Below are 25736 nucleotides of genomic sequence, written 5' to 3' on the forward strand. Positions count from 1 at the left end.
CGCGGACCGGGGCTTCGCCGGCGACGGGCCTGCCTCCTGCTCCTAGGCCCGCATGACTGTGGCGATCGGGATCCGTGCCGCCCTGATCGCCGGGATGAGACCGCCGAGCACACCGGCGACGAGACCGGCGATCACGCCCGCGACACCCGCCTCCCACGGGAAAGTGGTGCCCTGCAACGACGGGAAGCGGCTGCCGAACATCATCAGCGCGATCTGCAGCCCCGCCGCGCCCGCGCCGATCGCGAGCGCCGCGGTCAGCAGGCCGGTCAGCAGAGTCTCGGCGAGCACGATGCCCGCGAGCAGCATCCGGGACATGCCCACCGCGCGCCGCAGCGCGAACTCCTCGACGCGCTCGCCGACCGTGGCGAGACCGACGTTGAGGATGCCCGCGACGCCGATCAGCAGCACCAGGAACGCCATGCCGAGGAAGATCAGGCGCATGATCTTCAGCTCGGACTCCATGCGCTCCTTGGAGTTCACGACCCGGAACTGCACCTGGTTCTGGTCGACGCCCGCGCCGACGAGCTTGGCCTTCAGCAGCTGCTGCAGGTCGTGCGAACCGGGCTGCATGTACACCTCGAGGCCGGTGCCGCCGCCGCGGAACCTGTCGAGCTCGCTGGTCGCCGCCGCGGCAGGCATCCACGTGCGCAGCTCGTCGAGGCGCAGGTAGACCCGCGGCTGGACGTTGCCGTCCTCCACAACGCCGACGATCTGCGGTGTCACGTGGTGGGTGGCGCCGTCGATCATCATCTCGCCGGGGATGCGGTACTGCCGCAGGCCCTTCGCGGCCTCCTCGTTCAGCACGATCCGCGGGGCGAGCGACGGGGCCGTGGCGAAGTCGAGCCAGGTGCCGGAGACCGGGCGGAACGGCTTGAACGGCCGGATGTCACCGGTCAGCGCGACCATGCTGACCTCGATCGCCTGGCCGTCCGGCTTCTTCTCCTGCGGCTTCTGCTCCTGGCACACACCGGCGGCGTCGCAGTACACCGACGGGCCGCTGTAGTCGCCGCCGCGGTTCGCGTACTCGAACGGCATGCCGCCCTCGTTGATCGGCCGCACGCCCGGCTCGCCGATGATCGCCTTCGAGCTGATCATCGCGACGGCGTCGGTGCGGCCCTTCAGCGTGGCCTCGACGATCCCCGGGGCGCCCTTCTCGCCTGGGATGTAGCCCATCATCGTGCCGTCCTTGCCGGCCTGGAGCTCGACGTCGGTGAGCATCGCGCGTTCGGCGATCTCGGCACCCGCCTGCACGGTCACGACCGCGAGGACGCCGAGGAAGAGGGAGACCATCGACAGGAACGTGCGCAGCTTTCGGGCGCGGATGCCCTGTCCGCCGATGACGAGGGCGGACCGCAGCTTGCCGGAGAACATCAGTTGAACCGCCCGTCGCGCAGCTCCAGCACGCGGCCCATCTTGCGCGCGTGGTCGTGGTCGTGCGTGACCAGCACGAGGCCGCAGCCCTGCCTGGTCGTGCCCAGCAGCACCTCGACGACGAGGTTGCCCGTCTCGGTGTCGAGCGCGCCCGTCGGCTCGTCGGCGAGGATCACGCGCGGCTGCCGCACGAGGGCGCGGGCGATCGCGACGCGCTGCTGCTCACCACCGGAGAGCCTGGCGGGCTTGGACTTCGCGAGGTGCGCGATGCCGACCTGGTCGAGCGCCTCCATCACCTGCTGCTTGCGCTTGCGCCGTGACGACCAGCCCTGGCCGTTCACCAGCGCCATCGCCACGTTCTGCGCCGCGGTGAGGTGCTTGAGCAGGAAGAAGCGCTGGAACACGAACCCGAACTCCGCGCTGCGCAACGCCGCGGCCTTGCGCTCGGGCAGCTTCGTGATGTCGTTGCCGTGCAGCAGGTACTGGCCTTCGTCCGCCCGGTCGAACAGGCCGATGAGGCTCAGCAGCGTCGACTTGCCGGAACCGGAGCGGCCGAGAATCGCGACGCTCTGTCCAGGATGGACGGTGAGGTCCACACCGGACAGGATGGTGCGCGGTTCCTCCTGGCCCTTCAGGACCTTCGTGATGCCGTTGAGCTGCAGCAGCGGTGCCTGGACCTGGATCACTGGCGCCGTCATCACGGTCCCGTCGGCTTCTGCTGGTCGCCGCCCTGCTGCTGACCCTCCGGCAGGTTCGGGCCGGGCACGGCGAGCTCCTCGTCACCGGTGAGGCCGGACTTGACCTCGATGACCTTGCCGTCGGTGAGGCCCAGCGTCACGTCGGTGGTGCGGCGCGAGCCGTCGGGCTGGATGACGTCGACCTTGCCCTTGCCCTGCTGGCCGGCCACCGCCTCGACCGGGACCACCAGCGCCTGCGCCGACTTGCCGGTGGTGACCTCGATCGACGCGGTGGCGCCGTTGATCATCTGCACGTCCGCGGGCGCGGTGCACACGATGCGCAGGCCCGTCGAGGAGCTCGGCTGCTGCGGCTGGTCCGGCTGCTTGGGCTGCTGCGGCTGCTGCGTCTGGCCCGCAGGCGGGGTCTTGGTGTCCGGCGTCTGCGTGGGCTTCTCCGGGATCGTGCCCTGCGGCAGCGCGGCGATGGTGCCGAGCACCGTGCACGGGAACGGGCCGGGGCCGTTCTTGATCTGCACCGTCACGTCGGTGAGCGCGCCGTTGATCTTGTACGCCTGCGCGCCGTCGATGTCACCGACGATGGCGTAGCCGACGTGCTTGGCGGACGCGATCGGCATGCCCGCCGTCACCGTCGCCTTGTCGTCGACGAGCCTGCCGCCGAACGTCGCACCGGCCGGGATCTCGACGTAGTTCGGAGCCCCGTCCTTCCACACCGTCGCGACCCTGGTGGGCTTGGTCGGCGTGCCGTTGGGCGCCTGCAGGTCGAAGTACCGCACCTGGCCGGCGACGGGCGCGGCGAGCCCGAACGTCGGGTTCATCTCGACCTTGCCCGAGATGCTGAGCTTCGTGGTCAGGTCCTGCTTGGTGGGTTTGACCTTGGTCATCGTCGTGCCGCGCGGCGCCAGCTCCGGATTGGTCTTCTCCGAACCTGACGGACTGCACGCCGCCACGGCGACCGTGACCAGCGCGCACAGCGGCGCGAGAACAATTTTGCGCACGAATGTCCCCCATGTCGTTTCAACCAACCTACCGATAAGGACACCGGACGAGACGGGGAGGTTGCATCGGACTTTCGGCCGATGTCGCATCGACCTGGTGGCCACGGGTATCCGGGTGTCGACCGGAAGGAGAAGACCTGTGAATGCGCTTGCCGTGGTAACCGGTGCGTCCAGCGGAATAGGTTACGAACTCGCGAAAGTGCTCGCGGACAACGGCTTCGACGTCGTCGTCGCGGCCGAGGACGAGAGGATCGACGACACGGCCGCACAACTGCGGTTGCGCAGCGGTGGTGTGCACGTCGAACCGGTGCGCACCGACCTGAGGAGTTTCGACGGCGTGGAATCCCTCGTCGCGCGGGTGCGCGCGCTGGGCCGTCCGGTGGACGTGCTCGCGGTGAACGCGGGTGTCGGCGTCGGCGGTGACTTCGTGCGCGACACGTCGCTCGCCGACAACCTGGAGATCGTCGACCTGAACGTTCGCTCGTCCGTGCACCTCGCGCACCGGCTGATCGGCGACATGGTGGACCGCAAGGAGGGCAAGGTGCTCTTCACGTCCTCGGTCGCCGCGACCGCACCCGGCCCGTTCCACTCGGTCTACGCCGCCTCGAAGGCGTTCCTGGCGTCGTTCGGCCAGGGCCTGCGGGAGGAGTTGCGCGACACCGGGGTCAGCGTCACGACGCTGATGCCGGGACCGACCGACACCGAGTTCTTCGACCGCGCGGGCATGCAGGACACCAAGGTCGCCACGGGCGACAAGGACGACCCCGCGCAGGTCGCCCAGCAGGGCTTCGACGCGTTGATGAAGGGCGACGACCACGTGGTAGCGGGTTCGCTGAAGAACAAGGTCCAGGTGATCGCCGGGAAGGTCGCGCCGGATCCGGTGAAGGCGAAGATGATGCGGACGATGACCGAACCCGGTTCAGCCGAGTCGTGACGGGTACTCGCGCGCCATGAGCCAATCGAATCCCATTGAGATCCAGAAGAATCTCGCCGGCGTGGACTACCCGGTGAGCAAACAGCAGCTGATCGACAAGGCCCGCGACAACGGTGCAGGGGACGACGTCCTGGCGTCGCTGGGCAGGATTCCCGACCGGCAGTACGACGGGCCGAACGCCGTGAGCGCGGAGGTTTCCCAGGCGTGAGGCGGATCTGGCAGGCGTACGGCGAGGGCAGGCCGTTGCCCGGCTACCTCCTCGCCATCGGCACCTACGCGGCTCTCGCCGGTGCCGTCTCGGTGGCCGGGCGCCTCGGCGGCGTCCGGCTGCCGGAGCGGTTCTCGTTGCGCGACACCGCGCTCGTCGGGGTGGCGACGCACAAGGCGAGCCGGTTGCTCACCAAGGAGGCGGTGACGAGCCCGCTCAGGGCACCGTTCACCCGCTACGAGGAACCGGCAGGGCACGCGGAGCTCAAGGAGCGGCCCAGGTCGGACGATCCGGCGCGGCACGCGGTCGGCGAGCTGCTCACGTGCCCGTTCTGCGCGGGGGTGTGGATCGCGAGCGGACTGACCGCGGGGCTGGTGTTCGCGCCGCGGGTCACCAGGCTGGTGGCGACGGCGCTCACGGCCGTCGCGGCGTCGGACGCGCTGAACCTCGTGTACGACAAGCTGAAGTCATGACACGTGGCGGCCGCGCCGGCTCCCCTCGTAGGCCTGCTCCCGCAGCACGGCGAGCCAGCGCGGCGCCAGTTCCATGTCCGGCGGCAGGTTGAGCACCGGGTCGAACGCCACGGGGGTCGCCGTGCTCTCGTGAGGGTGCAGCGTCACCTCGGCCACCTCGCGCCAGTCGGCGTCCTTTCGCGCCAGATGGATCGTGAAGCGGCCCGGCAGGTCGCGGTCGTCCGGAACGGCCATGAACCACACCAGTTCGCCGCGGTACCGGTACGGCGCCAGGGTGCCGAGCCGGGCGTCTCGCCACCGCCGCACGAACCTGGGCAGCAACCGCGTTCGCGGGCCTGTGCCGGTGCTCGACAGCAGCAGGTCCCAGTCACCGGACTCGGTGGGCACGCGCAGTGCGATGCCGTGCACGTCCAGTTTTCCCGGCCCGGTGCCCACGCCCTTGGACAGGCGCACGGTCACGGCTGCGTTGGTGGGAAACGGCGCGGTACCGGTCAGCTCACCGGTCATCTGGACGCCGCGCGGATGCAGCGCCCGATCGTGACGCGCCTTCGCGAGCAGGCGGAAGACAGTGGACAGCACATCCCGGTGTACCCGTCGAAAGCGCTGGAAAACCTGGTGTTTCAAGGTCTTCCGGCGGGGGATTCTGCGGTGGTGAGGCTGCTCAGAGCTCCGGGCGTGTACGCGCCCCAGGACGACACCGCGCTTCTCGTCGAGGCGATGCACGCGGCGGCGATTCCGGCCGGCGCACGCGTGCTCGACGTCGGCACCGGCACGGGAGCGCTGGCCATCGCGGCGATCCGGGCCGGAGCCGCCGAGGTGACCGGTGTGGACGTGTCGCGGCGCGCGGTGTGGACCGCGCGGGTCAACGCCGCGCTGCAACGGATGCCGTTGCGGGTGCGGCTGGGCAACGCGCTGGAGGTCGTGGCGGGCGAGCGTTTCGACCTCGTGCTCGCGAACCCGCCGTACGTGCCGGCCGCCAGTCCCTGCGCGGCTCGCGGGCCCGCACGGGCGTGGGACGCGGGGCTGGACGGACGGCAGCTGCTGGACCCGTTGTGCGCCAGGATGTTCGATCTCCTGGTGCCGGGCGGGGTGATGCTGATGGTCCATTCGGCACTGTGTGGGGTGGACAGCACGTTGCGGCAGCTGCGGGACAACGGCCTGAAGGCCTCGGTCGTGCAACGCCGCAACGTGCCGTTCGGGCCCGTCATGAACGGCAGGATCGGTTTTCTGGAGCGGCACGGGCTGATCGAACCCGGTCAGCGACACGAGGAACTGGTGGTGATCCGCGGTGACCGGCCGGAACCGACGCCGGGTGACGATGGTGCCGAACGGGCCGGTGCTCGTTGAGGGACCGGTCGAGCTCGTCACCGACGACGGCGTGACGCACACCAGCGACCGGTTCGTGGTCGCGGTGTGCGCGTGCCGCCGCAGCAAGCGTTACCCGTTCTGCGACACCAGCCACCGCAAACGCGTCCGCAGCGACGACTCGCCGGCCGCCCAGGACGACAGCAGGTGAGCGGCGAGGCGTGCCTCGAGCAGTTCAGTCGCCTGGATGCCGAACACCACGTCCGCCCGCAGCCCCGGATCCTGTTCCAGCAGCGAGCCGATGACGTCACGGCGCATGATCTGCTCGTGCACGGCGTCGGCCTCGATGTGCTCGGTGTAGAACTCGACGCACCGCGGGTCGGCGCCGAGGCGCTGGAGGGCCTGGGCCATCCGCTGGGCGCTCGGGGCGGTGGTGATCTCGGCGGCGGCGAAGTGGCCGACCAGTGCGCCGCGCAGCGACCGGTGCAGGCCGAACAGCGACATCATGTTGACGATCGCGATGGCCGGAGCGGGCACGTCGTCGAGGTAGTGCAGGTACTCCGGCGACATCCCGGCGCCTTCGAGCAGGTCGGCGTAGAGGCGGGAGTGCATGCGGTCGGCCCGGCCACCGCCGAACTCGTCGAACTCCACCGCCACCAGCGCGGCCTTCGCCCTGCCGCGCAGCCGGGGGATGACCCACGCGTGCGGGTCCGCTTCCTTGTGGTGGTACACCGAACGATGCGCGAAGTACTCGCGCATCTCGTCCCAGGTGCCGTTGTCCCGCAGGTGGTGCGACACACCGCTGCCGGGCACGTGCTCCACGAGCAACGCTTCCAGCGCCGCCCCCAGCTCGTCGCCGCCGTCCACATCGGACCGCAGCGCGGCCAGGAACGCGGTTTCGGCGTGGGCGCGGAACTTCAGCAGCTCCGGATCCCACTCCCACGCCGGGTGCACGCCGTCGAAGCCGCAGTAGTGCAGCTCGTACATCGTGTGCAGCGCGATAGTGAGGTCCTCACCGTACGGGTCGGCGTCGGTGAACGGCATCGGGCGGCCGTCCGGCTCACCGCTCAGTGCGGCGACGACGGTCTCGGACAACGGCCCGCGGGGCGAGGGAAGCTTCACCACGCTCTCATACCCGCTGGTCGAGCAGGTCATGCACCAGCGAGAGCTCGCCGCGTTCTGCCAGCGCCGGCGTGACGTGCTCCAGCAGCCGGTCGAGCAGCGCGGTCGCGGGCACCAGGCGTTCCCGCCACGGATCGACGCCGGCACCGTCCAGGCCGTACCGGGAAGCCGTCCAGACGGCCGCTGCGCACACGTCGTCCCGCACCGGGGGCGATTCGTCACCGGCGGCCGCTGTGTGGACGAGAGCGCGCGACAGGGCTGCTTGCAGCACCGCGTCGTCGACGCTGTCCGCCGCGTCCGCCACGCGGAACTCCACGGTCGGCAGCCGCGGTGACAGGCGGGCGAGCCAGAACGACTGCGCGCGGTCCACCAGCGTCCCGCACGCGACCATGCGGGCGACATGCGCGTCGTAGTCGGCGACGCCCGTGAACACCGGTGCGACCCCGGAGCCGGGAAAACGGGACTGCTGGACCATTCGCCAGCTCGCGTAGCCGTTGTCCGGCGAGTTCGCCGACAGCGCCAGCAACGTCGGCAGCCACGGCCTGAGGTGGTTGAGAACGCGCACACCCGTTTCACGGTCGGGCACACCGACGTGGACGTGGCACCCGCAGGCCTCGTAGTGCTCGACCACGCCCGAGTACGTGTCGAGAACGCGGCGGAACCGCGGGTTGTCGCGGGAGACGATCGGCTGCAGCGACGGTTTCACCGGCGTGCCACGGGAAATGATCCTGACGCCGATCTCCTCGGCAGTCTTCGCGAGCGTGGCGCGGGCCTGCCGCAGCGCCTCGCCGAGTTCGGCGACACCGGTGCAGGGCCCGGTCGCGGCCTCCACCTGCGTGGCCGCCAGCTCGGCGTGGAACTTGGTGAGCTCGGTGTCCTGGACGCGCGCCAGCACGGCGTCCGCTCGTACCGAGGTACGTCCGGACGCCGTGTCGACGAGCAGGAACTCTTCTTCTACGCCAACGGTGTCAGCGCACTGCGGCACGCTTGCCAAGCGCGACCCCCAGTCCGATCATGCCGAGGCCGAGGACGAAGTGCAGCCAGTCGTCCGCGCTGTTGAGCGGCACGAAGTTGGCGTCGCTCATCTTGTCGATCACCAGCCCGTACAGCCACAGCACGAGGTAGACCGCGCCGCCGCCGATCAGGAACGCCCGCGCGCCGGCGGCCGTGCGTGCGGCCAGGAAGCCTGCGACGCCGAACAGCAGGTGCACGATGTTGTGCAGGATCGACACCATGAAGATCCCGAGCAGCATCGCACCGGACTCGTGACCGGCGAAGGTCATCTGGTCGTAGTCCGTGGTGATGCCTGGGATGAAACCGAGCACTCCGACCAACGCGAACACTGCCGCTACGACGAGTGCGGCCTGCTGGACCCGCGTGCGGGTGGAGACGTCGACCATCGAACTCACCTCTGGTTTGGTCGTGAACGTGGTCGATCGACGGCTACCCGGCAGAGGTGCCCGCAAACCCGCCGCCGGTATTCGCTCCCACGTGGACGATCGAACGATTCAGCTGCTCAGCGGCTCAACGCCGCCGCGTACGCCGACAGTGACTCCCGGTCCGGCTGACCCGTCTTCGCGATCAGCGACGCCACGTGCTTTTCCACCGTGCGCGGCGAGATGTGCAGGCGGGTGCCGATGGCCTTGTTGCCCATCCGGTCGGCGAGCAGCACGAAGACCTCGAACTCCCGCACCGTGACGCCGTGCCCGCGCAGCTGTTTCGGCACCTGGTCCGTGCCGGTGCGGCGTTGCTGCACCGGCACGCCCGCCTGCCGCAGCAGTCCCCGGCACGCCGACGCCACCGCGGGGACGCCCGCCTGGTGGAAGTGCTCCTCGGCGGCCCGCAGCCACGCCACCGGATCACCCCACTCCGCGGCTTCCCGCGCGATCAGCCGCAGCCCGAGGTGCCGGGCCATCGGGTACGGGGCAGCGGCTTCCTGGGCACGCTCGAACACTTCCAGCGCCTCGGCACACAGGCCGTCGCGGCCGAGCAGGACGGCGTGGGCGAGGTCCGCGAAGTGGCGGTTCCAGCGCATGCCGGCAGCACTCGACTTCGCCAGCACGGCGTAGTCGGACCAGCCGAAGCGGCCGTCCAGCACCGCCAGCAGCACCCGCAGCCCGTGCGTGCCGGAGAGGTGGAACGTGGTGGGGTTCTGCGATTCCTTGGCCTCGGCGAGGTCGAGCTCCCGCACCGCCAGCGCGTGGTCTTCCTCCAGCAGAGCGCAGAACGCGCGCGCAAGCCCGTGGCACAGCGGGATTTCCTGTGCGCCGCCCTTCGCCGCCTCCTCGAACTTCCTGGTGGCGTCATCGGTTTCCTGCCGGTTGCCGCGATGCCCGGCGAGCGTTGCCTTCACCATCAGCAGGTAACGGGTCAGCACGTGGAACTTCAGCCGCCCGGTGGCCTCCAGGCAGCTGTCGATCTCCTTGGCCGCCTGTTCGTAGGCGCCCGTCAGGACGTGTTGCAGCGCCATGATGGCGTTCACGTTGTACGCCACGGTGATCGCACCCGCCCGGCACGCCTCGTCGTGCACGCGGCCGAGAGCGGCCGTGCTGCCCGACTCCAGCCAGTCGTTGCCCGCCAGGCGAACCAGCGCGTAGATGCGCTGGATCGGCATCTGGTGCGCGTCCGCGAGCGCGCGTGCCTTGCCGAAGCACCTGTTGGCCTCGTCGAGGTCCTGTTCGCGCGCGATGATCCCGAGCAGCTGCCACGCCTCGCAGGCGACGTCGGGGAGGTCCGCCCGTGCCGCCGCTTCCGCCGCCTGCCGCGCGAGGCACGCCGCCGCCTCGATCCGGTCGGCGCTCGGGATGTTCAGCGTGAGGTACGCCGAGGTGACGTCCAGCGGCGCGGTCAGCTCGTCCGGCGCGTCCTGGCCGAGCAACGTGCGGGCGATGCGCACCTGCTCCACACCGTCGGTGAACCTGCCCGCGAGGTGGCCGACGCGCGCGAGTCGCGTGTGGAGCTTCGCGCGGCGCACGCTGTTCAGTCCGTGGAGATCCGCGATCTCCCGTTCCAGCTCGAAGGCGCGTTCGAACTCGCCCGTCTCGGCCAGCGCCGGCAGAAGTACGTCGAGGACGTCGGCGCGTGCTTCGCCGGCGAGTAGCCGTTGCGCCCGGTCCAGCAACGTGACGGCCGATCCCGCCGCGCCGGTGCCCAGGGCCCGCGTGCCGGCCTCCGCGAACAGCAGGCCCGCCTCGGCGGGCGAGCCGGCGTCGAACCGGAGCTTCGCGACGAGCGGGCACCAGTCGCCGGTGAGGCCGGGGTGCAGATCCTCGATCGCGTCGGCCGTGCGCCTGGACAGATCCGCGCGTTCGGCAGGCGTCAGCTGGGCGAGCAACGCGTCCGCGGTGAGCGGGTGGCGGAACGCGTACCAGTCGGGCGCGGGCTCGTCGGGTGTCACGAGCTGCGCGGCGACCCCGGCGTGCAGGTGGCTCAGCAGCCCGCGGTCGTCGATGCCGGTGACCCGCTGCACCACGGAGAGCGGGAACCGGTGGCCCAGAACCGCCGCGATGGACAGCACCTCCCGGCCCTGCGGCCCCAGCCGCTCGGTCCGGTGCGCCACACTGCGCACGAACGCGGCGGGCACCGGCAGCTTCAGCTCACCGAGCACCTGCCAGCCCCGTGCACCCGACACGAGCAGGCCGCTGCTCACCATGCCGTGCAGCAGTTCCTCGATGACGAACGGGTTTCCGGCGCTGTCCGTCCACAAGCGAGCGCAGAGCTCTGCCGGGATCTGCTCGCTGTCCAGGCAGGCGGCCGTCATCTGCCGGACCTCCTGCCGGGTCAGCCGGCGCAGGTCGAGCCGGGTCGCCGCGCCGCGCTGCACGATCCGGTGCACGAGCTCCAGCGCGTGGCCGGGCTCGGTGCGAATGGTGGCGAGCAGCAGAACCGGCTGGTCCTCCAGGTTGTCCGCCAGGTACTCGATCACCGCGAGCGTCTCGGCGTCGGCGTCGTGCAGGTCCTCCAGCACGAGCAGGCACGGGGTCTTCCGCGCGACGCTCGCGAGCAGCCGGAGCACCGCTTCCGCCAGCACCACGACGGATTCCGTCGTCGACCGGCTGTCGTGCCACTCGGGGATCAGCGTGCCCAGCACGGGTTTGTAGGGGCCGAGCTCGGCGTCGTCGGGCGGTTCGCCGCGGAACAGGGCGAGCAGCGCTTCCGCGATCGGACGGAACGGCACCATCGGGCCGATGGTCGTGCCGCGCCCCTTGAGCACCCTGATGCCCTTGTCATAGGCCTGGCCCGCCGCGTACCGGGCGAGCCGCGACTTGCCGATGCCGGCCTCACCGGTCAGGAAGATCGCGCCGCCCCGGCCCTCGCGGGTGCGTCCGAGTGCTCCCGCCAGAGCCGTGACCTCTCGATCGCGGCCGACCACGTGGGGCGCTCGGGTCTGCATGGCAGGACCTTAACCGGCAGGTGACGTCGTCCGTGTCGGCTGCTCAGTCGTATTCCTTGGGAAAGCATTCGGCGCGGGGACCGGGTTGATCGCCCGGCCCCGCACGCGGGAAGCTCAGACCACGCTGACGGTGGTTTCCGGCAGGCCGGGTGTGATGGCCGTGAAGGCACCCACCGCGAGGGTCAGCCCGGCCAGGGCGCGTGCTCTCGCACCGGCCGTGGACCTCGGCGTGAGCTCCATCTCCCCGATCACGTGCTCGACCGGTTCAGGCAGGGCGGCCGGGCGGTGCAGGGACTCGTTCATCGAAGGCACTCCTCATGTGTCGTTGACAGGGTCCATCAGCAGGATCGACGGCACCGGAAACCCTTGGCGCAGCAGCCCGTGACCGATGCCGGCGAGACCGGTGAGCAGGCCGGGCGACGGGACACCGCCAGGGGTGGCGCAGCGGGCGCCGTGCTCGTCCAGTGCTCCCAGCAACAGCGCCGTGCGGCGGGTCGCGGCGCCGGGGTGGTGGGCGGACAACGCTTCGACGACGCCCAGTTCGCCGTGGCACAGACTCATGTCCCGCAACGGTTCCGTCGACGCGAGCACGCCACCCGTGCGCTCGTCGTCGCGGGCGAGGGCGACGCCGGCCAGACCGGAGCACCAGCCGGTGTCGGTCGGGTCGATCACGTCGCTCTCGAGGAACGCTCGTCCTGCCACATCAGATGACTCGTCCGACACCGTTGCCGCGTAACGCCGCAAAGCCCATCCGATTCCCGCATGGCCACGGGCGAAGCCATTCGTCCGGCAAATCGCGCCACGTAGGACGGCCGCGTAATGGTCGGCCAGAGCCAAGGAGTCGGGCGTGCCGACGGCGAGCATGGCGGCGAGTGATCCGGCGACACCGTCCACGAAGCTGAGCGACGTGTCCTCCATCGGCATCAACGACACCGCCGTCGAGAGCAGGCCGGGGTCGAGGCCGAGCAACGGCGTCAGGCGCGCCAGGCCGTAACAGATCCCGCCCAGCCCGTGCAGTCCGCCGCCCACCGCCGCGACCAGCTCCGGCGACGCGGCGAAGGACGACAGCAACGACCGCAGCGGCCGGACCGCGTCCCTGGCGAAGTCGAAGTACCGGGCCGCCCCGGTCAGCGCGCCCAGTTCGGCGAGGAACAGCGAGACACCCGTGTAGCCGTTGGACAGACCGGCACCGAGCGGCTGCACGGTCCAATGGCGGTCGTCGATCAGTTCGAGCCCGAGCCAGTTCACCCTGTTCCTGCCCGTCACGGCGTGCGCGAGGATCTGGTCCGCGATCCCGCACGCGGCCACCAGCAGCCGGGCCGGATCCGGGTCGACCGCGGCGACGTGACCGGGCAGCGGGACGCCGCTGCGGTGCGACACGGGCCGCGGCCGGGACGCCAGTGCCGCCGCGATCATCCACTGCTGGTCGTGCCGGTCAACCTCGCTCATCGCCGCGATCTTGCGTTCGACGGCGTGCAGTCCCGGTTCCGGCAGCAGGTCCGGCAACCGGAGCCCGGACGTGGTCCACACGTCGCGTGACCCCGGCCGGCACGTGAACAGCGGCACGTCACCGCGCCACAGGTCGGCGACCTCGAACGGCACCAGCCGGTCGAGCAACGGGTCGTCGGCGACCAGTACCCCGAACGCCAGATCGCGGTCCATCGCGTCGACGAGAACGGTCGGGTGCGTCGACTCGTCGAGCAGCACGGCGTACTGACGCGTCGCACGCGCCACGAACCGCACCTCGTCGTCGGCGCACGCACGGACCAGCCGCAGCAGTTCGTTGCGATGAGCCACGATCGCGTCGTAGCCCGCGCGGAACCCGGCCTGCAGCGAGTCCTGGTAGTCACCGGGCTCGGCGGGCACCCCGCCCAGCACCGGCCGGTTGACCGCCCCCGGCGACTCGCGCGGCCGCCGCACGAGCCGCATCCGGTCCGTTCCCGCGTCGGCCCAGTCGACGACGTCCATCGGCGACGGCACGCCGTGATCACCGCCGACACCGGACACGTCCGCGGCCCCGTTGTCCCCCAGGAGGACGTGGGGGAGCAGCGCCGTGCGGTGCACCGACCGCACCAACGCCAGCGCGGCCGGATCGTCGGACGGCGACGGCGTCGGATGGAACAGCGTCTCCACGTCCACCAGCACCGGCTGGTCACCGCACGCGATCAGGTTCTCGTAGTGCATGTCCGTGCCGTCGACCGCGTAGAGCAGAGCCAGCAACGCCCCCAGCCGCCGGTAGAACTCGGCCACCCCGGCCACGTCCGCGCACGGCTCGTGGCTCACGAACTCGAGCCACCCGTACCCGTCGCGGACCACCAGCCGCGGTGATCGGAGGGTGATTCCGGTTCGCAGGGAAAGCCAGGACTGCTGGGCGGCGAAGTGCACGTGCAGCTCGACCGGGCGCGGCCGGTAGACCAGCCGGGCGCCGGAGGAGAACGCCAGCACCGCGACCGTGCGGCCCTGCTGGTGCGGATCACCGCGGCCGGTCTCGATGGACACCAGCGCACCGGGATCCACGCCGGCGAAGATCGTCCGCACGATCTCGGCGCGGTCGCGGGTGAAGCGCGACGACAGTTCGTGGTGGGCGGAAACGGCCTGCTCGCAGGCCTGTCCGAGCAGCCGGGCCAGCACCGGGTAGCGGGCGAACAACGCCTCCAGGTCCAGGGTGCGCGTGAACGACGTGAACCGCTCCTCACCCGTGTTCCCGGCCAGCGTCCCGCGCGCCCGGTGCAGCTCCAGAACGAGTGTGCGGGCCGCGATCGTCACCAGCCGGCGGCCGAGCTGCTCGGCGAACGCGGCGTCGAACGGTGGCGCGACCTCGGTGCGGGCAGCGTCGATCAGCGGGCGCAACGCGTGGGCGAACGCCGCTGTCCAGCTCTCGCCCGTACTGGTCCGGGCCGGTGAGGTCACCGGCAGAACCTCGCACGTGCGCGCGTGCGACACATGGGGGCTGGGCCCCCAGTTTTGCGCCGGGAAGTGAATATGGGGGACCAGCCCCCATGTTCCGCCGCCCCCGCGGCCCGAGACTCGTGGCGGAGAGGGAGGAAAACGGGCATGAGGGAGTTCGGGGAACTGCTGCGCACGTACCGCATCCGCGTCGGCCTCACCCAGCAGCAGCTGGCCGACTTCGCGATGGTGAGCGTGCGGGCCATCCGCGACCTGGAGTGCGGCCGCACGAGATCGCCGCGAGCCGAGACGATCCGGCTGCTCGCGGACGGCCTCCGGCTCGACGACGACAGCCGCGCGACCCTGCGCGAGGCAGGCGGACGGCCGGTGGGACCGGTGTCGGTGCCACCTCCGGCGCCGTCGTCGGCGATCATGGGCCGCGAGCTCGAGACCGCCGCGCTCGGCGACCTGTTCGCCGACGGCAGGCGGCTGGTGACGATCACCGGCGTCAGCGGCGTGGGCAAGACACGGCTCGCGCTGGAGGTGGTGGGGGAGCTGCACTTCCGGCTCGGCTGGTCGGTGGTCTGGCTGCCGGTCTCGCGCACCCCGGCCATCGACGACGACCAGGACACCGTGCTCGTCACCGACCACGTCCCCGACACCCGGCTGCTGGGGAGCCACCCGAGGCTGCGGATCATCGTGACCGCGCTGGCCCCGACCGGCACGCCCGGCGAACGCGTCTTCCCCCTGGCCCCGCTCGCCGACGACGCTGCGGTGCGCCTGCTCGTGACGAACGTGCGCCGGGTGCGGCCGGCGTTCCGGCAGGAGCCCGCGAACCACGCCGCGCTGATCGGCCTGGTGCACGAGCTCGACGGACTGCCGTCGGCGCTGGAGTTCGCCGCCGGGTGGTTCATGGTCTACTCGCCGCAGCACCTGCTGGAACGGCTGCGGTCCAACCCGCTCGACCCCACCTCGGCACATCTGCGCGACTCGCTGCGGCTCTCGCTGTCCACACTGGACCTGGAGGACCGCGTCGCGCTCGTGCGCCTGGCCGATCGGGGCGAGTGGGACGACGAGGACGCCGTGCGCGCGTTGAGCGTGCGCGGGCTGGTCCGCCGCGCGGGACCCCGATACGAGGTGCTCAACCTCGTGCGCGCGGCGGTCCTGGAGCCTGTGTCAGGGCCACATCTCACTGGGGGTGTGGCCCTGACCTGGCCCTGTTAGAAGCTCGCGGTCAGGCACGCGAGGCGGTCACCGGCCGTGCCCGCCTTGCCGTGCTCGGTGCTGGTGTGCGCGGCGTGGAGGACGACCGCGTTCGCCTCACCCTTGCGGAACTCCCAGTTCACCTTCGCCGTACCGGTCGCGGCGCCCTGGGCGTCGGTGGTGAAGTCGAGCCAGATCTCGTTCGCCGCGTTGGCGTACTTGGGATCCACGCTCGGCGTGACCGGGTCCTTCTCGTTCTGGTAGTGCGGGCCCGAGTCGGCGGGCTTGGCGCCGCACGGCTTGGTGTGCACGTGCGAGCCGTACTTCGTGTTCGGCAGCAGGCCGGACACCTTCAGCTCGACCGTCGTCTGTCCACCTGAGACGGACGAACCGGTGGAGAGCTTGGCGCCCAACGGGATTCGCTGCACGTCGTAGGTGATGCCCTTCGGCTGGTCGCCGGCGGCGGCAGGGCCCGCGACTTCGGTCTCGGCGACCGGCTTGATCTCAGGCGCCTTCGGTGCGGGGGCCTCGCCGGAGCAGGCGGTCAGTCCGGTGAGCAGTGCGGCACCCACGAGGGCCGCGACGGTCGTGCGCATGGTTCTCCTCAAGTCAACTGCGGTCCAGGTTCCCACCCCCTGCACGTCTATCAGCAGGCTGCTGGTTCAGATCAATTGAGACGAGGTCGGCGAAAGCTTTTCCGAATTCCACACAAAGGTGATAGTCGGAGTGAGTGTCCACTTTGTCCGGCGAGCCGTTGGACTCGCTCGCGCGGCGGTCGAGGGAGTTCTCCTCCCAGCCGTGCACCGGGAAACCGAGGTAGTCGGTGCGGCGCCACAGGTTGATCCAGCTCGGGCCCAGCAGCACGGTCAGCCCGTGATCCGGTGTCGTGCCGGGCTTCCGCCGCCACGGGTCGCACGAGAACATCGCTCCCGCACGCACTTCCGGTGTACCGAGCACGGCCGGGCCGAGCAGCTCCGGGAAGATCCGCCCGAAGTACGGCCGCAGCTGCACGCCGTACGTCAGCAGCTGCACCCGGCGCAGATACCCCTCCGGCAACGCGTACAGCGCCGCGACGGCCAGCACGGCGCCCAGGCTGTGCGCGGACAGGACCACGCGGTTCTCCGGCGACTCGTCCAGAAACTCGCGGGTCCGGTCGGCGATCTCCGGCACAGCGCGTTCCGCGTAGCAGGGCGGCGCGAACGGGTGTGCCGTGCGCGGCAGGAAGCACATCAGGTCCCACAGCAGGCCGAGCGGGCGGCGGTTGGTCAGCATTCCCGCGCCCACGAACGAGCCGATCACCGAGACACCGGCGAGACCGGTGACCCAGTCGCCCTTGCCCACCACCCACGTCACGCCCCACCAGCTCGTCCAGGACGGCGCGGCGAACGTCAGGTGACACGTCAGGACCAGCGCGAGCACGCCGAGGGTCGACAGCACCCCGACGACGTTCTCGGCCCGGTGCGTGACCGCGGCGACGTGCCGCACCCGCACGACGAGCACCTCCGCCTCGTCGTCCAGGGCGGAGGGTTTGGCCAGCCGCGTCAGCAACGTCAGCGCCTGCGCGACCATCAGCAGCACCAGCGGAACCAGCGCCACGGCGAAGGCCGCGCTGAACCACGGGTAGAACGACGGCACCCGCAGCCCCGTCCCGATCCAGCCGCGGAACGTCAGCACCAGCACCGTCGACAGCATCACCGACGTGGTCAGCGACAACCCCAGCAGCACACCGGGTCCGGCTCCGCGCCAGGCCTGCCACTCGTCGCCGTGCCGTGGCCGCGCGCGCCACGCGAGCACGACGCCGACCACCGCCGCGCCGATCCAGGCGAGCGGAAACCAGTACGTGGCAACCATGAACGCCACGAACAGCACGAGGAACACCAGCGGGCCCTTGGCGTCGTTGCGCCGCCACGACCACGCCGCCAGCACGGACCCGAGCAGCGCCACCGCCACGACCGGCGGCCCCCACGAGGCGAGCCAGAGCGGCCCGGTGAACTCCGGCTCGATCGCGTAGAGCCCGAACCCGTGGGCCACCAGCACGAGCACGGCCGAGACCACCAGCAACCACGACCACAGGCCGCCCTTCTCGCTCGACGGCACGTCCGGGCAGTCCGTCGTCGTCACGACCACGCGAGCCATGACGACGGCCAGCAGACCACCCGCGAGCACGGTCAGTATCAGGAAGAACGCGTGCTGCGACTGCTGGGCGCTCGTCACCAGCGTCACGACGCAGCAGCCGGCCGCGAGGTGCAGCCGGGTGAGTCTGCGTATCCGCGGGCTGCCCTCCCACATCGACGGCCTGCTGAGCAGCACACCGGGCCGAGGTGCCGGCGGGCGCCGCATCGCCGTCATCTCGTACCTGCTGCGGGACAACGACGTCAGGGCCATCAGACCCAGGAGCAGCAACACCGGGACGGCGGACGCGGCGAGCACCCTGACGTGCCGCGGGGGATCGCCCAGCAGGTCCATGAACTCCGGCAGCCGCTTGCAGGTGGTGCCCGGCAACGAGCACTGGATCGCGTAGAGGTCGATCGCCACCTCGCACACCGCGAGCACCAGCAGCACCGTGAGCCCGAGCCCGAACAGCCGCGTGCTGGCCGCGCCGCGCCCGGCGTTCCACCACACCATCCGCTTCGCGGCCGGGACCGAGTCGTCGGGCAGCTTGCGCGACCAGTAGGCGACGTTCGCGAGCCCGAACGGCAGCAGCAACGCCCAGCCGATGCGGCCCAGCGCGTTCGCGAACGTCGACGGCACCCCGCTGCCCGGCACACCGGGGCTGCTGCGCGCCATACCGCCCCACGAGTACGCCTCGCGCCGCACGTCGTCAGGCACCCGTCCGGGGTGATCCGGTGGCAGTTCGGCGACCTTGTCCGGTTTCGGCCGCCAGAAGCTGCCGAACCTGTCGCCGCGGAACTGCTCCACGGCGTGGTCGGGAAGGGCCAGCATCGCGTCCGGGGGCGTGTTGTTGACCCCGTGGATGCGCAGTTCGAGGGTGCGAGGACTCATCGCCGGGCCTCCCTTTACTCCAGTTGTCGTCGCGAAAACTGCTCTGGTTAGCGGCCGAACGGGTGAAAAAGGTGTATCCGGGCGGTCTGGAAAGCCTCTACTTGGCAAGGAGGCCCCACCATGACCGCAACCGCTCACCCGAACGTCGCAAACTCCGTCGGACTCGCCGAGTTCCTCGCCGCCGCGGGCAGTCTCACCCTGGCGCAGCGCAAACTCATCGTCGACCAGGCGCTGATCCTGCTGGAACACAACTACGCGCACCTGCCGCTCAAAGTCGCCATGCACGCGGTGAACCCCGTGCAAAGACTCAGAGTTCTGAGAGCCAGACTCGAGCGGCAGACCGACGCCACGGCCGAGCCGGAGTGGCAGTTCCACCGCGAGCTGTCGAGCACCTTCCACTCGGTGCGCGACCTGCACACGAACTACCTGTTGCCCGCGCCGTTCGCGGGCAAGATCGCCTTCCTGCCGTTCCAGCTGGAGCGCTGCTTCGCCGCGGACGGCACCGAGCAGTACCTCGTCGCCCGCACGGTCTCCGACTTCGACGGTCTCGCCGTCGGCGCCGAGGTCACGCACTGGAACGGCACGCCGATCGCGCGCGCCGTCGCGTTGAACGGCGCGATCTTCGCGGGCAGCAACACCGCGGCGAACCTCGCCCGCGGCCTGGAGTCGCTCACGTTGCGCCCCTTGGTGATCCAGCTCCCGCCCGACGAGGACTGGGTCGTCGTCACCCACCGCACCGAGAGCGGTGAGTCGCAGGACATCCGCGTCGACTGGCAGGTGACCGACAACCTGCCGCCGATGACCGACGTCGACTCGCTGTCGCCCGCCGCAGCCGCGCAGGGCGTCGACCTGGACTCCGACGAGAAGGCCCGCGCCAAGAAGTTGTTGCACGCCCCCAAGGTCGTGCAGGCGGAGGCGGCCGGTGGTGCCATCGCGATGGCGGCACAGGACGTCCCGACGACCATGCCCGGCGTGTTCCGCGCGCGTCCGGTCACCACGCCGTCCGGCGAGTTCGGGCACCTGCGGATCTTCACGTTCAGCGTCGACGACCCGCAGGCGTTCCTCACGGAGTTCGTGCGGCTCGCGGCTTTGTTGCCGCAGAACGGTCTCATCGTCGACGTGCGCGACAACGGCGGCGGCCACATCTTCGCCGCGGAGTTCCTGCTGCAGACGATGACGCCGCGGCGCATCGACCCGGAACCCGTGCAGTTCCTGAGCACACCGCTGAACCTGCGGATCTGCCGCCGCCACGCGGACAACCCGACCAAGCAGATCGACCTGGGCCCGTGGTTCCCGTCGCTCGACTCGTCGACCGAGACCGGGCAGGCGTTCTCCTGCTCCCACACCATCACGCCGGTCGACGGCGCGAACGCGGTGGGCCAGACCTACCACGGCCCGGTCGTGCTGATCACCGACGCGCGGTGCTACTCCGCCACCGACATCTTCGCCGCGGGCTGGGCCGACCACGAGCTCGGCCCGATCCTGGGCGTGGACGACAACACCGGTGCGGGCGGCGCGAACGTGTGGACCCACGGGCTGCTGATGACGCTGCTGAAGATCCCGGCGCCGGGCGACCCGGAGACGCCGTACAAGCCGTTGCCCAACAAGGCGAACATGCGCGTGTCGATCCGCCGCACGTTGCGGGTCGGCAAGCTCGCCGGCACTCCCGTGGAGGACCTGGGCGTGCGGCCCACGCACGAGCACAAGATCACGCGGGCGGATCTGTTGCAGGGCAACGTTGACCTGCTGGCCCGCGCGGGTTCGCTGCTCGCCGCGATGCCGGTGCGGCGCCTGGGAGTGGCGGTCGCCGGAACGACCGTCTCACTGGACACCGTGAACCTCGACCGGGTGGACATCTACGTCGACGGCCGCCCGGCCACCTCGCTGGACGTGACCGACGGCGCGCACACCGCGACGTTGAGCGCGACCGGAACCGAGGTGCGCGTCGAAGGGTTCGCGGACGGGCAGCTGGTGGCCGCGCGCAAGGTCGCCAGCTGAAGGGGCGGGCGCTGCTGGTGACTCCATGATCAGCAGCGCCCGTTCCTGTTGTGCTACTTCTGTTGTGCCGCTTGGTGTTACTTGGTGAACGTGAAGGCGCGGTCGGTGGCGAGAACCGCCAGCTGCGCCTCGGTGCCCGCCGTCCAGCTCTGGACCCAGACCACCTCACCGTTCGGGCGGAAGTTCCGCGCCTCCACGATGCCGAACCGGTCGTCCTTGGCGAAGACGGTCACGCCGCCCTTGTGGTCGCTCACGGTGCTGGTGCACTTGGCGTACTTCTCGCAGTACTCCTTCGGCGACCACGCGTGCTGGCCCGGCGCGTTGACCTGCGTGTACGTGGTGACGTTCTGGCCCTTGTAGGTGAACGTCACCGTGTTGCCCATGTACTGCATGTCGTCGAACACGCCTGCCGCCTCGCCGCCCCACTGGCTGGGCTCGACGTTCCGCGCGCCCCGGAAGGCACGCGGGTAGGTCTTCTCCTGCCGTGCGCTGAACTCGTCGGCCTGCTTCTGCAGTTCCGCCTTGGTCTTGTGGACCGGCGTGACGTCCTTCGGCGGCCACGGGTAGTCGGCCTGGCCGGCCTGAGCGGACGCGGTGCCCGCGAGACCGACGAGAGCGAGGCCCGTCAGGGCAGCCGCCATTACCTTGCGCATTGATCCCCCAATGGCGAGTTGTTGCTTGCACACAAGGAGACGCCACAAGATCACCGGAGGTTGCACCCGACTTTTCCGCGGTCTACAGCCACCCTCGCCGCATCGCCTGAACCCCGGCCTGGAACCGGGTCTGCGCGCCACAGCGATCCATCAGCTGCCGCACCCGTCGCTGGACGGTGCGCGGAGCCAGTCCCAGTTGCCGTGCGATCGACTCGTCGGTCAGGCCCGCCGCGAGCAGCCCGAGCAGGTTCGGGTCCACATCGGCCGCCGCGGCGTAGATCCCACCTGGACTGAACGGGATTCCCTTGTCCCAGTACAGCTCGAACGTCGACCGCAGCACGTCCAGCAGCGCCGACGGACGGATCAGCAGCACCTTGTCGACCACGTCGCCGTTCGCGACCGGCAGGACCGCGGCGTGCGTGTCGATCACGGCGAGCTTGAACGGCAACGTCGGCGTGACGCGGGCCCGTTCTCCGGCGGCGACCAGTTCGATGATCTCGGTGACACGGCCGGGAAGGTCCACAGCGGACCGGTCGTAGACGACACGCCACTGCACGTCGCGCTGACGGGTCGCGTCCTCCAGGGCGACGTGCTCGCCCAGCGGCGTCACGTACGGTGGCTGGTCGAGCACGCACACCTCTTCGCGGGCGCCGTTCAGCAGTGTGTTCCACAGCTCGCGAACCGCACTGACACCGGTCACGACCTCGACGAACGCGTTGTCGCCCTGCTCCTCGTCGCGGTTGCGCAGGTAGAGCTCCATCAGCGGGCCGACGTCGGCGCGCGCCCGGCGGTTCTGCTCCTCGCGGGCCGCGATGAGGGCCTCCACGGCGAGGTCGGGCGGGACGGCCTGCCACACGTCACCGGGCAGGTGGCGGACGACACCCAGGTCGTGCAGCCGCGACAGCAACTCCGGGGCGACGCCGATCTCTTCGGTGGTACGGCTGCCTCCTGTTACCAGCAGTTCGTATACGGCAGATAGCTCCGGTGAGACGCCCAGGTGTCCGAACACGGCCATATTGTGCGCCATTCAGCGCAATGCCCCTGTCGTGAACACGCCAGTGTCGTTATTCGGACTCCGCTGGACCTGTTTTCGCAGGTGTGGCCCGACTTACGGTCCTCGTCACCTCCGCAGCCGGTTCAGAACCCTGACGCCCTCCACGGCATGCGAAGGCCCTGTGTGGAAGGACCCTGTCTCGTGAACGGATTGCGACGCACGAGCCTGTGCGCCGCGGCAGTTTCCGCCGCCGTGCTCAGCGTTGTCTCACCAGTTGACGCTGCTCCCTCCCCGGTTCAGTCCCAGCCGGACTCGACCCAGGTGAACCGCCCCTTCGAGCGGCTGATCGTCGGCTACAAGCCCGGCACCGCCGAAGCCTCGTCCGACTCCGCTGCCTCGGACGACGTTCGTCAGAAGGGCAAGTCGCTGCACCGCCGCATGGCCAGTGGTGCGGTCGTCGTCGACCTCGGCTCGAAGACCTCGAACGCCGACTCGACCATCCAGGCCTTCAAGGCCGACCCCGATGTCGCCTACGTCGAGCCGGACCTGCTGATGCAGCCGCTGGCCGACCCGAACGACACCGACTACTCCCGGCAGTGGGACCTGTTCGAGGCCACCGCGGGTATGAACGTGCCCGGCGCGTGGTCCAGCTCCACCGGCGCCGGCGTGACCGTCGCCGTGATCGACACCGGCTACGTCGCCCACAGCGACCTGTCGGCCAAGATCGTCGCGGGCTACGACTTCGTGTCGGACGCCTCGCGTGCCCGTGACGGCGGCGGCCGGGACTCCAACCCGGCCGACGAAGGCGACTGGATGAAGGCCGGTGACTGCGGTACGGACGCCAACGGCAACCCGTCCCCGCCGTCGGACCAGAACTCGTCCTGGCACGGCACCCACGTGGCCGGCACGATCGCCGCGTCCACCAACAACAGCAAGGGCATCGCGGGCATCGCCTACGACGCCAAGATCCAGCCGGTGCGCGTGCTCGCGCAGTGCGGTGGCTCGACCTCGGACATCGCCGACGCGATCACCTGGGCGTCCGGCGGCACGGTGAGCGGCGTCCCCGCGAACCCGACGCCCGCCAAGGTCATCAACATGTCGCTGGGCGGTCAGTCGTCCTGCTCGACGACCTACCAGAACGCCATCAACGGCGCGATCAACCGCGGCACCACCGTCGTCGTGGCGGCCGGCAACTCGAACATGAACGCCGCCAACTTCACCCCCGCCAACTGCTCCGGCGTGATCACCGTCGCCGCGACCAGCCGTGAGGGCAACAAGGCGTTCTACTCGAACTACGGCTCGCGCATCGACATCGCGGCGCCCGGCGGCGAAACCCGTCGCGGCACCGACACCCCCGGCACGATCACCACGCCCGAGAACGGCATCTACTCGACGCTGAACAGCGGCGCCACCACCCCCGGCGCCGAGACCTACAAGCCCTACCAGGGCACGTCGATGGCCGCCCCGCACATCGCGGGCCTCGCGGCACTGCTGGCAGCGAAGAAGCCGTCGCTGACCCCGGCCCAGATCAAGGACCTGATCAAGACCAACGCCCGCCCCCTCCCCGGCACCTGCTCGGGCGGCTGCGGCGCCGGTCTCGCGGACGCCGCCAAGACCGTGAACGCCGTCACCACGACTCCGCCGCCCTCCGGTGGCCTGGAGAACACGACCGACGTCGCCATCACGGACCAGGGCACCGTGACGTCCTCGATCACCTCGACCTTGCCGGGCAACGCCTCGGCCACCACCAAGGTCGGCGTGGACATCGTCCACACCTACCGGGGTGACCTGGTGATCGACCTGATCGCACCGGACGGCACCGCCTACCGCCTGAAGAACTCGTCCTCTTCGGACAGTGCCAACAACGTGGTGGCGACCTACACGGTCGACGCCTCGTCCGAGGTCGCGGCGGGCACGTGGAAGCTGCGGGTCCAGGACGTGTACGCCGGTGACACCGGCTACATCAACGCCTGGAACCTGACCCTGCAATAGCTCCACGGGTTCGCCGAGGGGCGGCGCCTTCCAGACCTGGTTCGCTGGGGGAGGCGCCGCCCTTTCACACGATGGTGATGGGCAGCCGGTCCCAGCCGCTCAAACGACCGGCACGCCGTGTTCGATCGTGACTTCCCAGCCGCTGCGAGCGGCGATGAAATGATCCGTCTCGTAAAAGGGCCCACGCAACCACCTACGCAAGGCGACCGTACCCAGCACCCTCACATGCTCACCAGCCGCCGATTCCGCTGCACGATCCGCTCCAAATACCCAGCCACGGCCCGAACAGAGGGCAACCCGAGCACCTCCCGCTGAGCCCGCCGCACCCCACTGCGAACCTCCCCATTCCCCAACGCAAGCCGGCAAGCCGAAGCAACCGCGTCCGCCCCGAATCCCCGCACCCGCACCCCAAGACCAAGCTCACAAACACGATGCGCGTTGTGCATCTGATCGTGCATCAGGGGAAGCACAGCGACCGGCACTCCAGCCCGCATGCCTTCCCGGATCGAGTTGTACCCACCGTGCGTCACCAGCAAATCCGCTGCCTGCAACAACAACGCCTGCGGCAACGACTCGACGAGATGCACGTGAGACGCACCGGACGCCTCAACCGGCAGGCCACCGGTGAGCACCACCGCCTCACAGTCCACAGCAGACAGTCCAGCAACCAGAGTTTCCAGGTGCACCAACGGAGAGTGCCGCAAAACAGCATCCGGTATGGCATCGCAGTCGAAGAGTCGCAACGCCGACTCAGTGGCGAACACCCCACCGGACGTACTCGAAGACGCGACCACGAGCGGCCGAGCGGGATCGAGATCGGACAGCCACTGCGGCAACCGTTCTCCAGCGCTGTGGTGCGAGGGCTGCTGATAGGCGAACGCGCCGGGCATGGGTTGGCGGGCAAAGGAATAGGCGGGAGGCACCGCGTCCAACCGCCCGTACCGGTGGGCCGAGTCGAGCGATTCGTGCAGCGGCAGGCGAAGCTCCGCGCGTCGTTCGTTCAGTGCGTTCAGCAACGTCAGCCGGTCCATGTACTGGCCGACACCGGTAGGCGCTGCCACGTGCGGCACCCCGAGCTGTTCCGCGACCAGCATTCCCGCGAACTCGATGCCCGCGCGCAACACCAGGTGTGGTCGGAAGTCCGCGGCCACGGGCAGCAGAGCTCGCACCGCCGCGGTGATGTGCGGGCCCGCCGCGAACTCGACGATCATCTCGTCGGCGAACGGGTCGTAGTCCGGGGGGAGCGTGAGAACCTCGCCCTGCAACAGGTCGGCCAGCTGGTCGCACACCTCCGGTAGCACGCCGGCGCAGCGGACCGGTTCGCCCGCGAAGCCGCGCAGGACCGAGGCCGGGCCCGCTACCAGCACCTCGTGGCCGAGCTCGGTCAGCATTGTCACGAGGGGGAGCGTTGCGCGCGCGTGGGCAGCCGAGAACGCGACAGTGCACAACACGCGCACGACGAACCTCCCCTGCCGCCAAGGCCCTGGTTCCCCACCGTAGGGAGCGGA

The 25736-nt window shown here is 70.1% G+C and carries 23 protein-coding genes; 8 read left to right on the forward strand and 15 right to left on the reverse strand.

Going from position 1 to position 25736, the window contains the following annotated elements:
- Positions 1-42 precede the first annotated feature (42 nt).
- Genes JOD27_RS02610 through JOD27_RS02620 form a run of 3 tightly spaced genes read right to left on the reverse strand, consistent with a single transcriptional unit; the run spans position 43 to position 3064 of the window.
- The gene (locus JOD27_RS02610; RefSeq protein ID WP_239566295.1) at positions 43-1371 is read right to left on the reverse strand and encodes an ABC transporter permease; all 1329 of its coding nucleotides are present in this window, start codon (positions 1369-1371) and stop codon (positions 43-45) included.
- On the reverse strand, positions 1371-2069 hold the full coding sequence (locus JOD27_RS02615; RefSeq protein ID WP_204760448.1) for an ABC transporter ATP-binding protein: 699 nt from the start codon (positions 2067-2069) through the stop codon (positions 1371-1373). Before JOD27_RS02615 ends, JOD27_RS02610 begins: the two co-directional genes overlap by 1 nt.
- Complete coding sequence (locus JOD27_RS02620; RefSeq protein ID WP_204760449.1) at positions 2069-3064, reverse strand: efflux RND transporter periplasmic adaptor subunit; 996 nt, start codon at positions 3062-3064, stop codon at positions 2069-2071. Before JOD27_RS02620 ends, JOD27_RS02615 begins: the two co-directional genes overlap by 1 nt.
- Positions 3065-3203: 139 nt before the next feature.
- Here JOD27_RS02620 and JOD27_RS02625 point away from each other — a divergent pair, with 139 nt between their 5' ends.
- Genes JOD27_RS02625 through JOD27_RS02635 form a run of 3 tightly spaced genes read left to right on the forward strand, consistent with a single transcriptional unit; the run spans position 3204 to position 4679 of the window.
- A complete protein-coding gene (locus JOD27_RS02625; RefSeq protein ID WP_204760450.1) occupies positions 3204-3998 on the forward strand; it encodes an SDR family NAD(P)-dependent oxidoreductase in 795 nt (264 codons plus the stop codon).
- A 16-nt stretch (positions 3999-4014) separates the two neighbouring features.
- Positions 4015-4206: a DUF2795 domain-containing protein gene (locus JOD27_RS02630; RefSeq protein ID WP_204760451.1), complete on the forward strand. Its 192-nt coding sequence runs from the start codon at positions 4015-4017 to the stop codon at positions 4204-4206.
- A complete protein-coding gene (locus tag JOD27_RS02635; RefSeq protein WP_204760452.1) occupies positions 4203-4679 on the forward strand; it encodes a DUF1360 domain-containing protein in 477 nt (158 codons plus the stop codon). The genes JOD27_RS02630 and JOD27_RS02635 overlap by 4 nt, the downstream gene beginning before the upstream one ends.
- Here JOD27_RS02635 and JOD27_RS02640 read toward each other — a convergent pair.
- Positions 4674-5258, reverse strand: a complete 585-nt coding sequence (locus tag JOD27_RS02640) for a hypothetical protein (protein ID WP_204760453.1) — start codon at positions 5256-5258, stop codon at positions 4674-4676. The genes JOD27_RS02635 and JOD27_RS02640 overlap by 6 nt on opposite strands.
- A 72-nt stretch (positions 5259-5330) precedes the next feature.
- Here JOD27_RS02640 and JOD27_RS02645 point away from each other — a divergent pair, with 72 nt between their 5' ends.
- Both JOD27_RS02645 and JOD27_RS02650 read left to right on the forward strand, forming a co-directional pair.
- Positions 5331-6026, forward strand: coding sequence for a HemK2/MTQ2 family protein methyltransferase (locus JOD27_RS02645; RefSeq protein ID WP_204760454.1), 696 nt, complete (start codon positions 5331-5333; stop codon positions 6024-6026).
- Positions 5998-6195 carry a CDGSH iron-sulfur domain-containing protein gene (locus JOD27_RS02650; RefSeq protein WP_204761137.1) on the forward strand — a complete coding sequence of 66 codons (198 nt, stop codon included), beginning with the start codon at positions 5998-6000 and terminating at the stop codon, positions 6193-6195. Before JOD27_RS02645 ends, JOD27_RS02650 begins: the two co-directional genes overlap by 29 nt.
- Here the strand turns inward: JOD27_RS02650 and JOD27_RS02655 are convergent.
- The 6 genes from JOD27_RS02655 to JOD27_RS02680 all read right to left on the reverse strand — a co-directional run bounded on the left by JOD27_RS02655 (position 6117) and on the right by JOD27_RS02680 (position 14409).
- A complete protein-coding gene (locus JOD27_RS02655) occupies positions 6117-7139 on the reverse strand; it encodes an iron-containing redox enzyme family protein (protein ID WP_204760455.1) in 1023 nt (340 codons plus the stop codon). The genes JOD27_RS02650 and JOD27_RS02655 overlap by 79 nt on opposite strands.
- Entirely contained in the window at positions 7114-8091 is a 978-nt protein-coding gene (locus JOD27_RS02660; protein ID WP_204760456.1) for a carboxylate-amine ligase, read from the reverse strand. The genes JOD27_RS02655 and JOD27_RS02660 overlap by 26 nt, the downstream gene beginning before the upstream one ends.
- Positions 8075-8506 carry a DUF4383 domain-containing protein gene (locus JOD27_RS02665; RefSeq protein WP_204760457.1) on the reverse strand — a complete coding sequence of 144 codons (432 nt, stop codon included), beginning with the start codon at positions 8504-8506 and terminating at the stop codon, positions 8075-8077. Before JOD27_RS02665 ends, JOD27_RS02660 begins: the two co-directional genes overlap by 17 nt.
- A gap of 116 nt (positions 8507-8622) precedes the next feature.
- A complete protein-coding gene (locus JOD27_RS02670) occupies positions 8623-11499 on the reverse strand; it encodes a helix-turn-helix transcriptional regulator (RefSeq protein WP_204760458.1) in 2877 nt (958 codons plus the stop codon).
- A 114-nt stretch (positions 11500-11613) separates the two neighbouring features.
- Positions 11614-11802 carry a hypothetical protein gene (locus JOD27_RS02675; RefSeq protein ID WP_204760459.1) on the reverse strand — a complete coding sequence of 63 codons (189 nt, stop codon included), beginning with the start codon at positions 11800-11802 and terminating at the stop codon, positions 11614-11616.
- A 12-nt stretch (positions 11803-11814) separates the two neighbouring features.
- Positions 11815-14409: a type 2 lanthipeptide synthetase LanM family protein gene (locus JOD27_RS02680; protein ID WP_307829837.1), complete on the reverse strand. Its 2595-nt coding sequence runs from the start codon at positions 14407-14409 to the stop codon at positions 11815-11817.
- A gap of 144 nt (positions 14410-14553) precedes the next feature.
- Here JOD27_RS02680 and JOD27_RS02685 point away from each other — a divergent pair, with 144 nt between their 5' ends.
- The gene (locus JOD27_RS02685) at positions 14554-15609 is read left to right on the forward strand and encodes a helix-turn-helix domain-containing protein (RefSeq protein WP_204760460.1); all 1056 of its coding nucleotides are present in this window, start codon (positions 14554-14556) and stop codon (positions 15607-15609) included.
- Here JOD27_RS02685 and JOD27_RS02690 read toward each other — a convergent pair.
- Together JOD27_RS02690 and JOD27_RS02695 are read right to left on the reverse strand one after the other, a co-directional pair.
- The gene (locus JOD27_RS02690) at positions 15606-16184 is read right to left on the reverse strand and encodes a superoxide dismutase family protein (RefSeq protein WP_204760461.1); all 579 of its coding nucleotides are present in this window, start codon (positions 16182-16184) and stop codon (positions 15606-15608) included. The genes JOD27_RS02685 and JOD27_RS02690 overlap by 4 nt on opposite strands.
- 13 nt (positions 16185-16197) lie before the next feature.
- Positions 16198-18591 carry a hypothetical protein gene (locus JOD27_RS02695; RefSeq protein ID WP_204760462.1) on the reverse strand — a complete coding sequence of 798 codons (2394 nt, stop codon included), beginning with the start codon at positions 18589-18591 and terminating at the stop codon, positions 16198-16200.
- Positions 18592-18711: 120 nt separating this feature from the next.
- Between JOD27_RS02695 and JOD27_RS02700 the strand changes: the two genes are divergently transcribed.
- Complete coding sequence (locus JOD27_RS02700; RefSeq protein WP_204760463.1) at positions 18712-20589, forward strand: S41 family peptidase; 1878 nt, start codon at positions 18712-18714, stop codon at positions 20587-20589.
- 77 nt (positions 20590-20666) lie between these two features.
- On the opposite strand, the gene JOD27_RS02705 is transcribed toward JOD27_RS02700, so the two are convergent.
- Positions 20667-21242, reverse strand: a complete 576-nt coding sequence (locus tag JOD27_RS02705; protein WP_204760464.1) for a hypothetical protein — start codon at positions 21240-21242, stop codon at positions 20667-20669.
- Positions 21243-21324: 82 nt separating this feature from the next.
- A complete protein-coding gene (locus JOD27_RS02710; RefSeq protein WP_204760465.1) occupies positions 21325-22251 on the reverse strand; it encodes a LuxR C-terminal-related transcriptional regulator in 927 nt (308 codons plus the stop codon).
- 306 nt (positions 22252-22557) lie between these two features.
- On the opposite strand from JOD27_RS02710, the gene JOD27_RS02715 reads away from it, so the two are divergent.
- Positions 22558-24228, forward strand: a complete 1671-nt coding sequence (locus JOD27_RS02715) for a S8 family serine peptidase (protein ID WP_204760466.1) — start codon at positions 22558-22560, stop codon at positions 24226-24228.
- Between the two features lie 221 nt (positions 24229-24449).
- Here JOD27_RS02715 and JOD27_RS02720 read toward each other — a convergent pair whose 3' ends face one another.
- Positions 24450-25619, reverse strand: coding sequence for a glycosyltransferase (locus JOD27_RS02720; protein WP_239566458.1), 1170 nt, complete (start codon positions 25617-25619; stop codon positions 24450-24452).
- Positions 25620-25736: the final 117 nt, after the last annotated feature.

Source organism: Lentzea nigeriaca (assembly GCF_016907955.1).
Taxonomy (GTDB): Bacteria; Actinomycetota; Actinomycetes; order Mycobacteriales; family Pseudonocardiaceae; genus Lentzea; species Lentzea nigeriaca.

Bases quoted from the DNA above. Each gene is read 5' to 3' on its own strand.
- JOD27_RS02610 (WP_239566295.1), bottom strand. From the start codon at position 1,371: ATGTTCTCCGGCAAGCTGCGGTCCGCCCTCGTCATCGGCGGACAGGGC.
- JOD27_RS02615 (WP_204760448.1), bottom strand. From the start codon at position 2,069: ATGACGGCGCCAGTGATCCAGGTCCAGGCACCGCTGCTGCAGCTCAAC.
- JOD27_RS02630 (WP_204760451.1), top strand. From the start codon at position 4,015: ATGAGCCAATCGAATCCCATTGAGATCCAGAAGAATCTCGCCGGCGTG.
- JOD27_RS02650 (WP_204761137.1), top strand. From the start codon at position 5,998: ATGGTGCCGAACGGGCCGGTGCTCGTTGAGGGACCGGTCGAGCTCGTC.
- JOD27_RS02655 (WP_204760455.1), bottom strand. From the start codon at position 7,139: ATGACCTGCTCGACCAGCGGGTATGAGAGCGTGGTGAAGCTTCCCTCG.
- JOD27_RS02665 (WP_204760457.1), bottom strand. From the start codon at position 8,506: ATGGTCGACGTCTCCACCCGCACGCGGGTCCAGCAGGCCGCACTCGTC.
- JOD27_RS02670 (WP_204760458.1), bottom strand. From the start codon at position 11,499: ATGCAGACCCGAGCGCCCCACGTGGTCGGCCGCGATCGAGAGGTCACG.
- JOD27_RS02675 (WP_204760459.1), bottom strand. From the start codon at position 11,802: ATGAACGAGTCCCTGCACCGCCCGGCCGCCCTGCCTGAACCGGTCGAG.
- JOD27_RS02685 (WP_204760460.1), top strand. From the start codon at position 14,554: ATGAGGGAGTTCGGGGAACTGCTGCGCACGTACCGCATCCGCGTCGGC.
- JOD27_RS02690 (WP_204760461.1), bottom strand. From the start codon at position 16,184: ATGCGCACGACCGTCGCGGCCCTCGTGGGTGCCGCACTGCTCACCGGA.
- JOD27_RS02695 (WP_204760462.1), bottom strand. From the start codon at position 18,591: ATGAGTCCTCGCACCCTCGAACTGCGCATCCACGGGGTCAACAACACG.
- JOD27_RS02700 (WP_204760463.1), top strand. From the start codon at position 18,712: ATGACCGCAACCGCTCACCCGAACGTCGCAAACTCCGTCGGACTCGCC.
- JOD27_RS02705 (WP_204760464.1), bottom strand. From the start codon at position 21,242: ATGCGCAAGGTAATGGCGGCTGCCCTGACGGGCCTCGCTCTCGTCGGT.
- JOD27_RS02720 (WP_239566458.1), bottom strand. From the start codon at position 25,619: ATGCTGACCGAGCTCGGCCACGAGGTGCTGGTAGCGGGCCCGGCCTCG.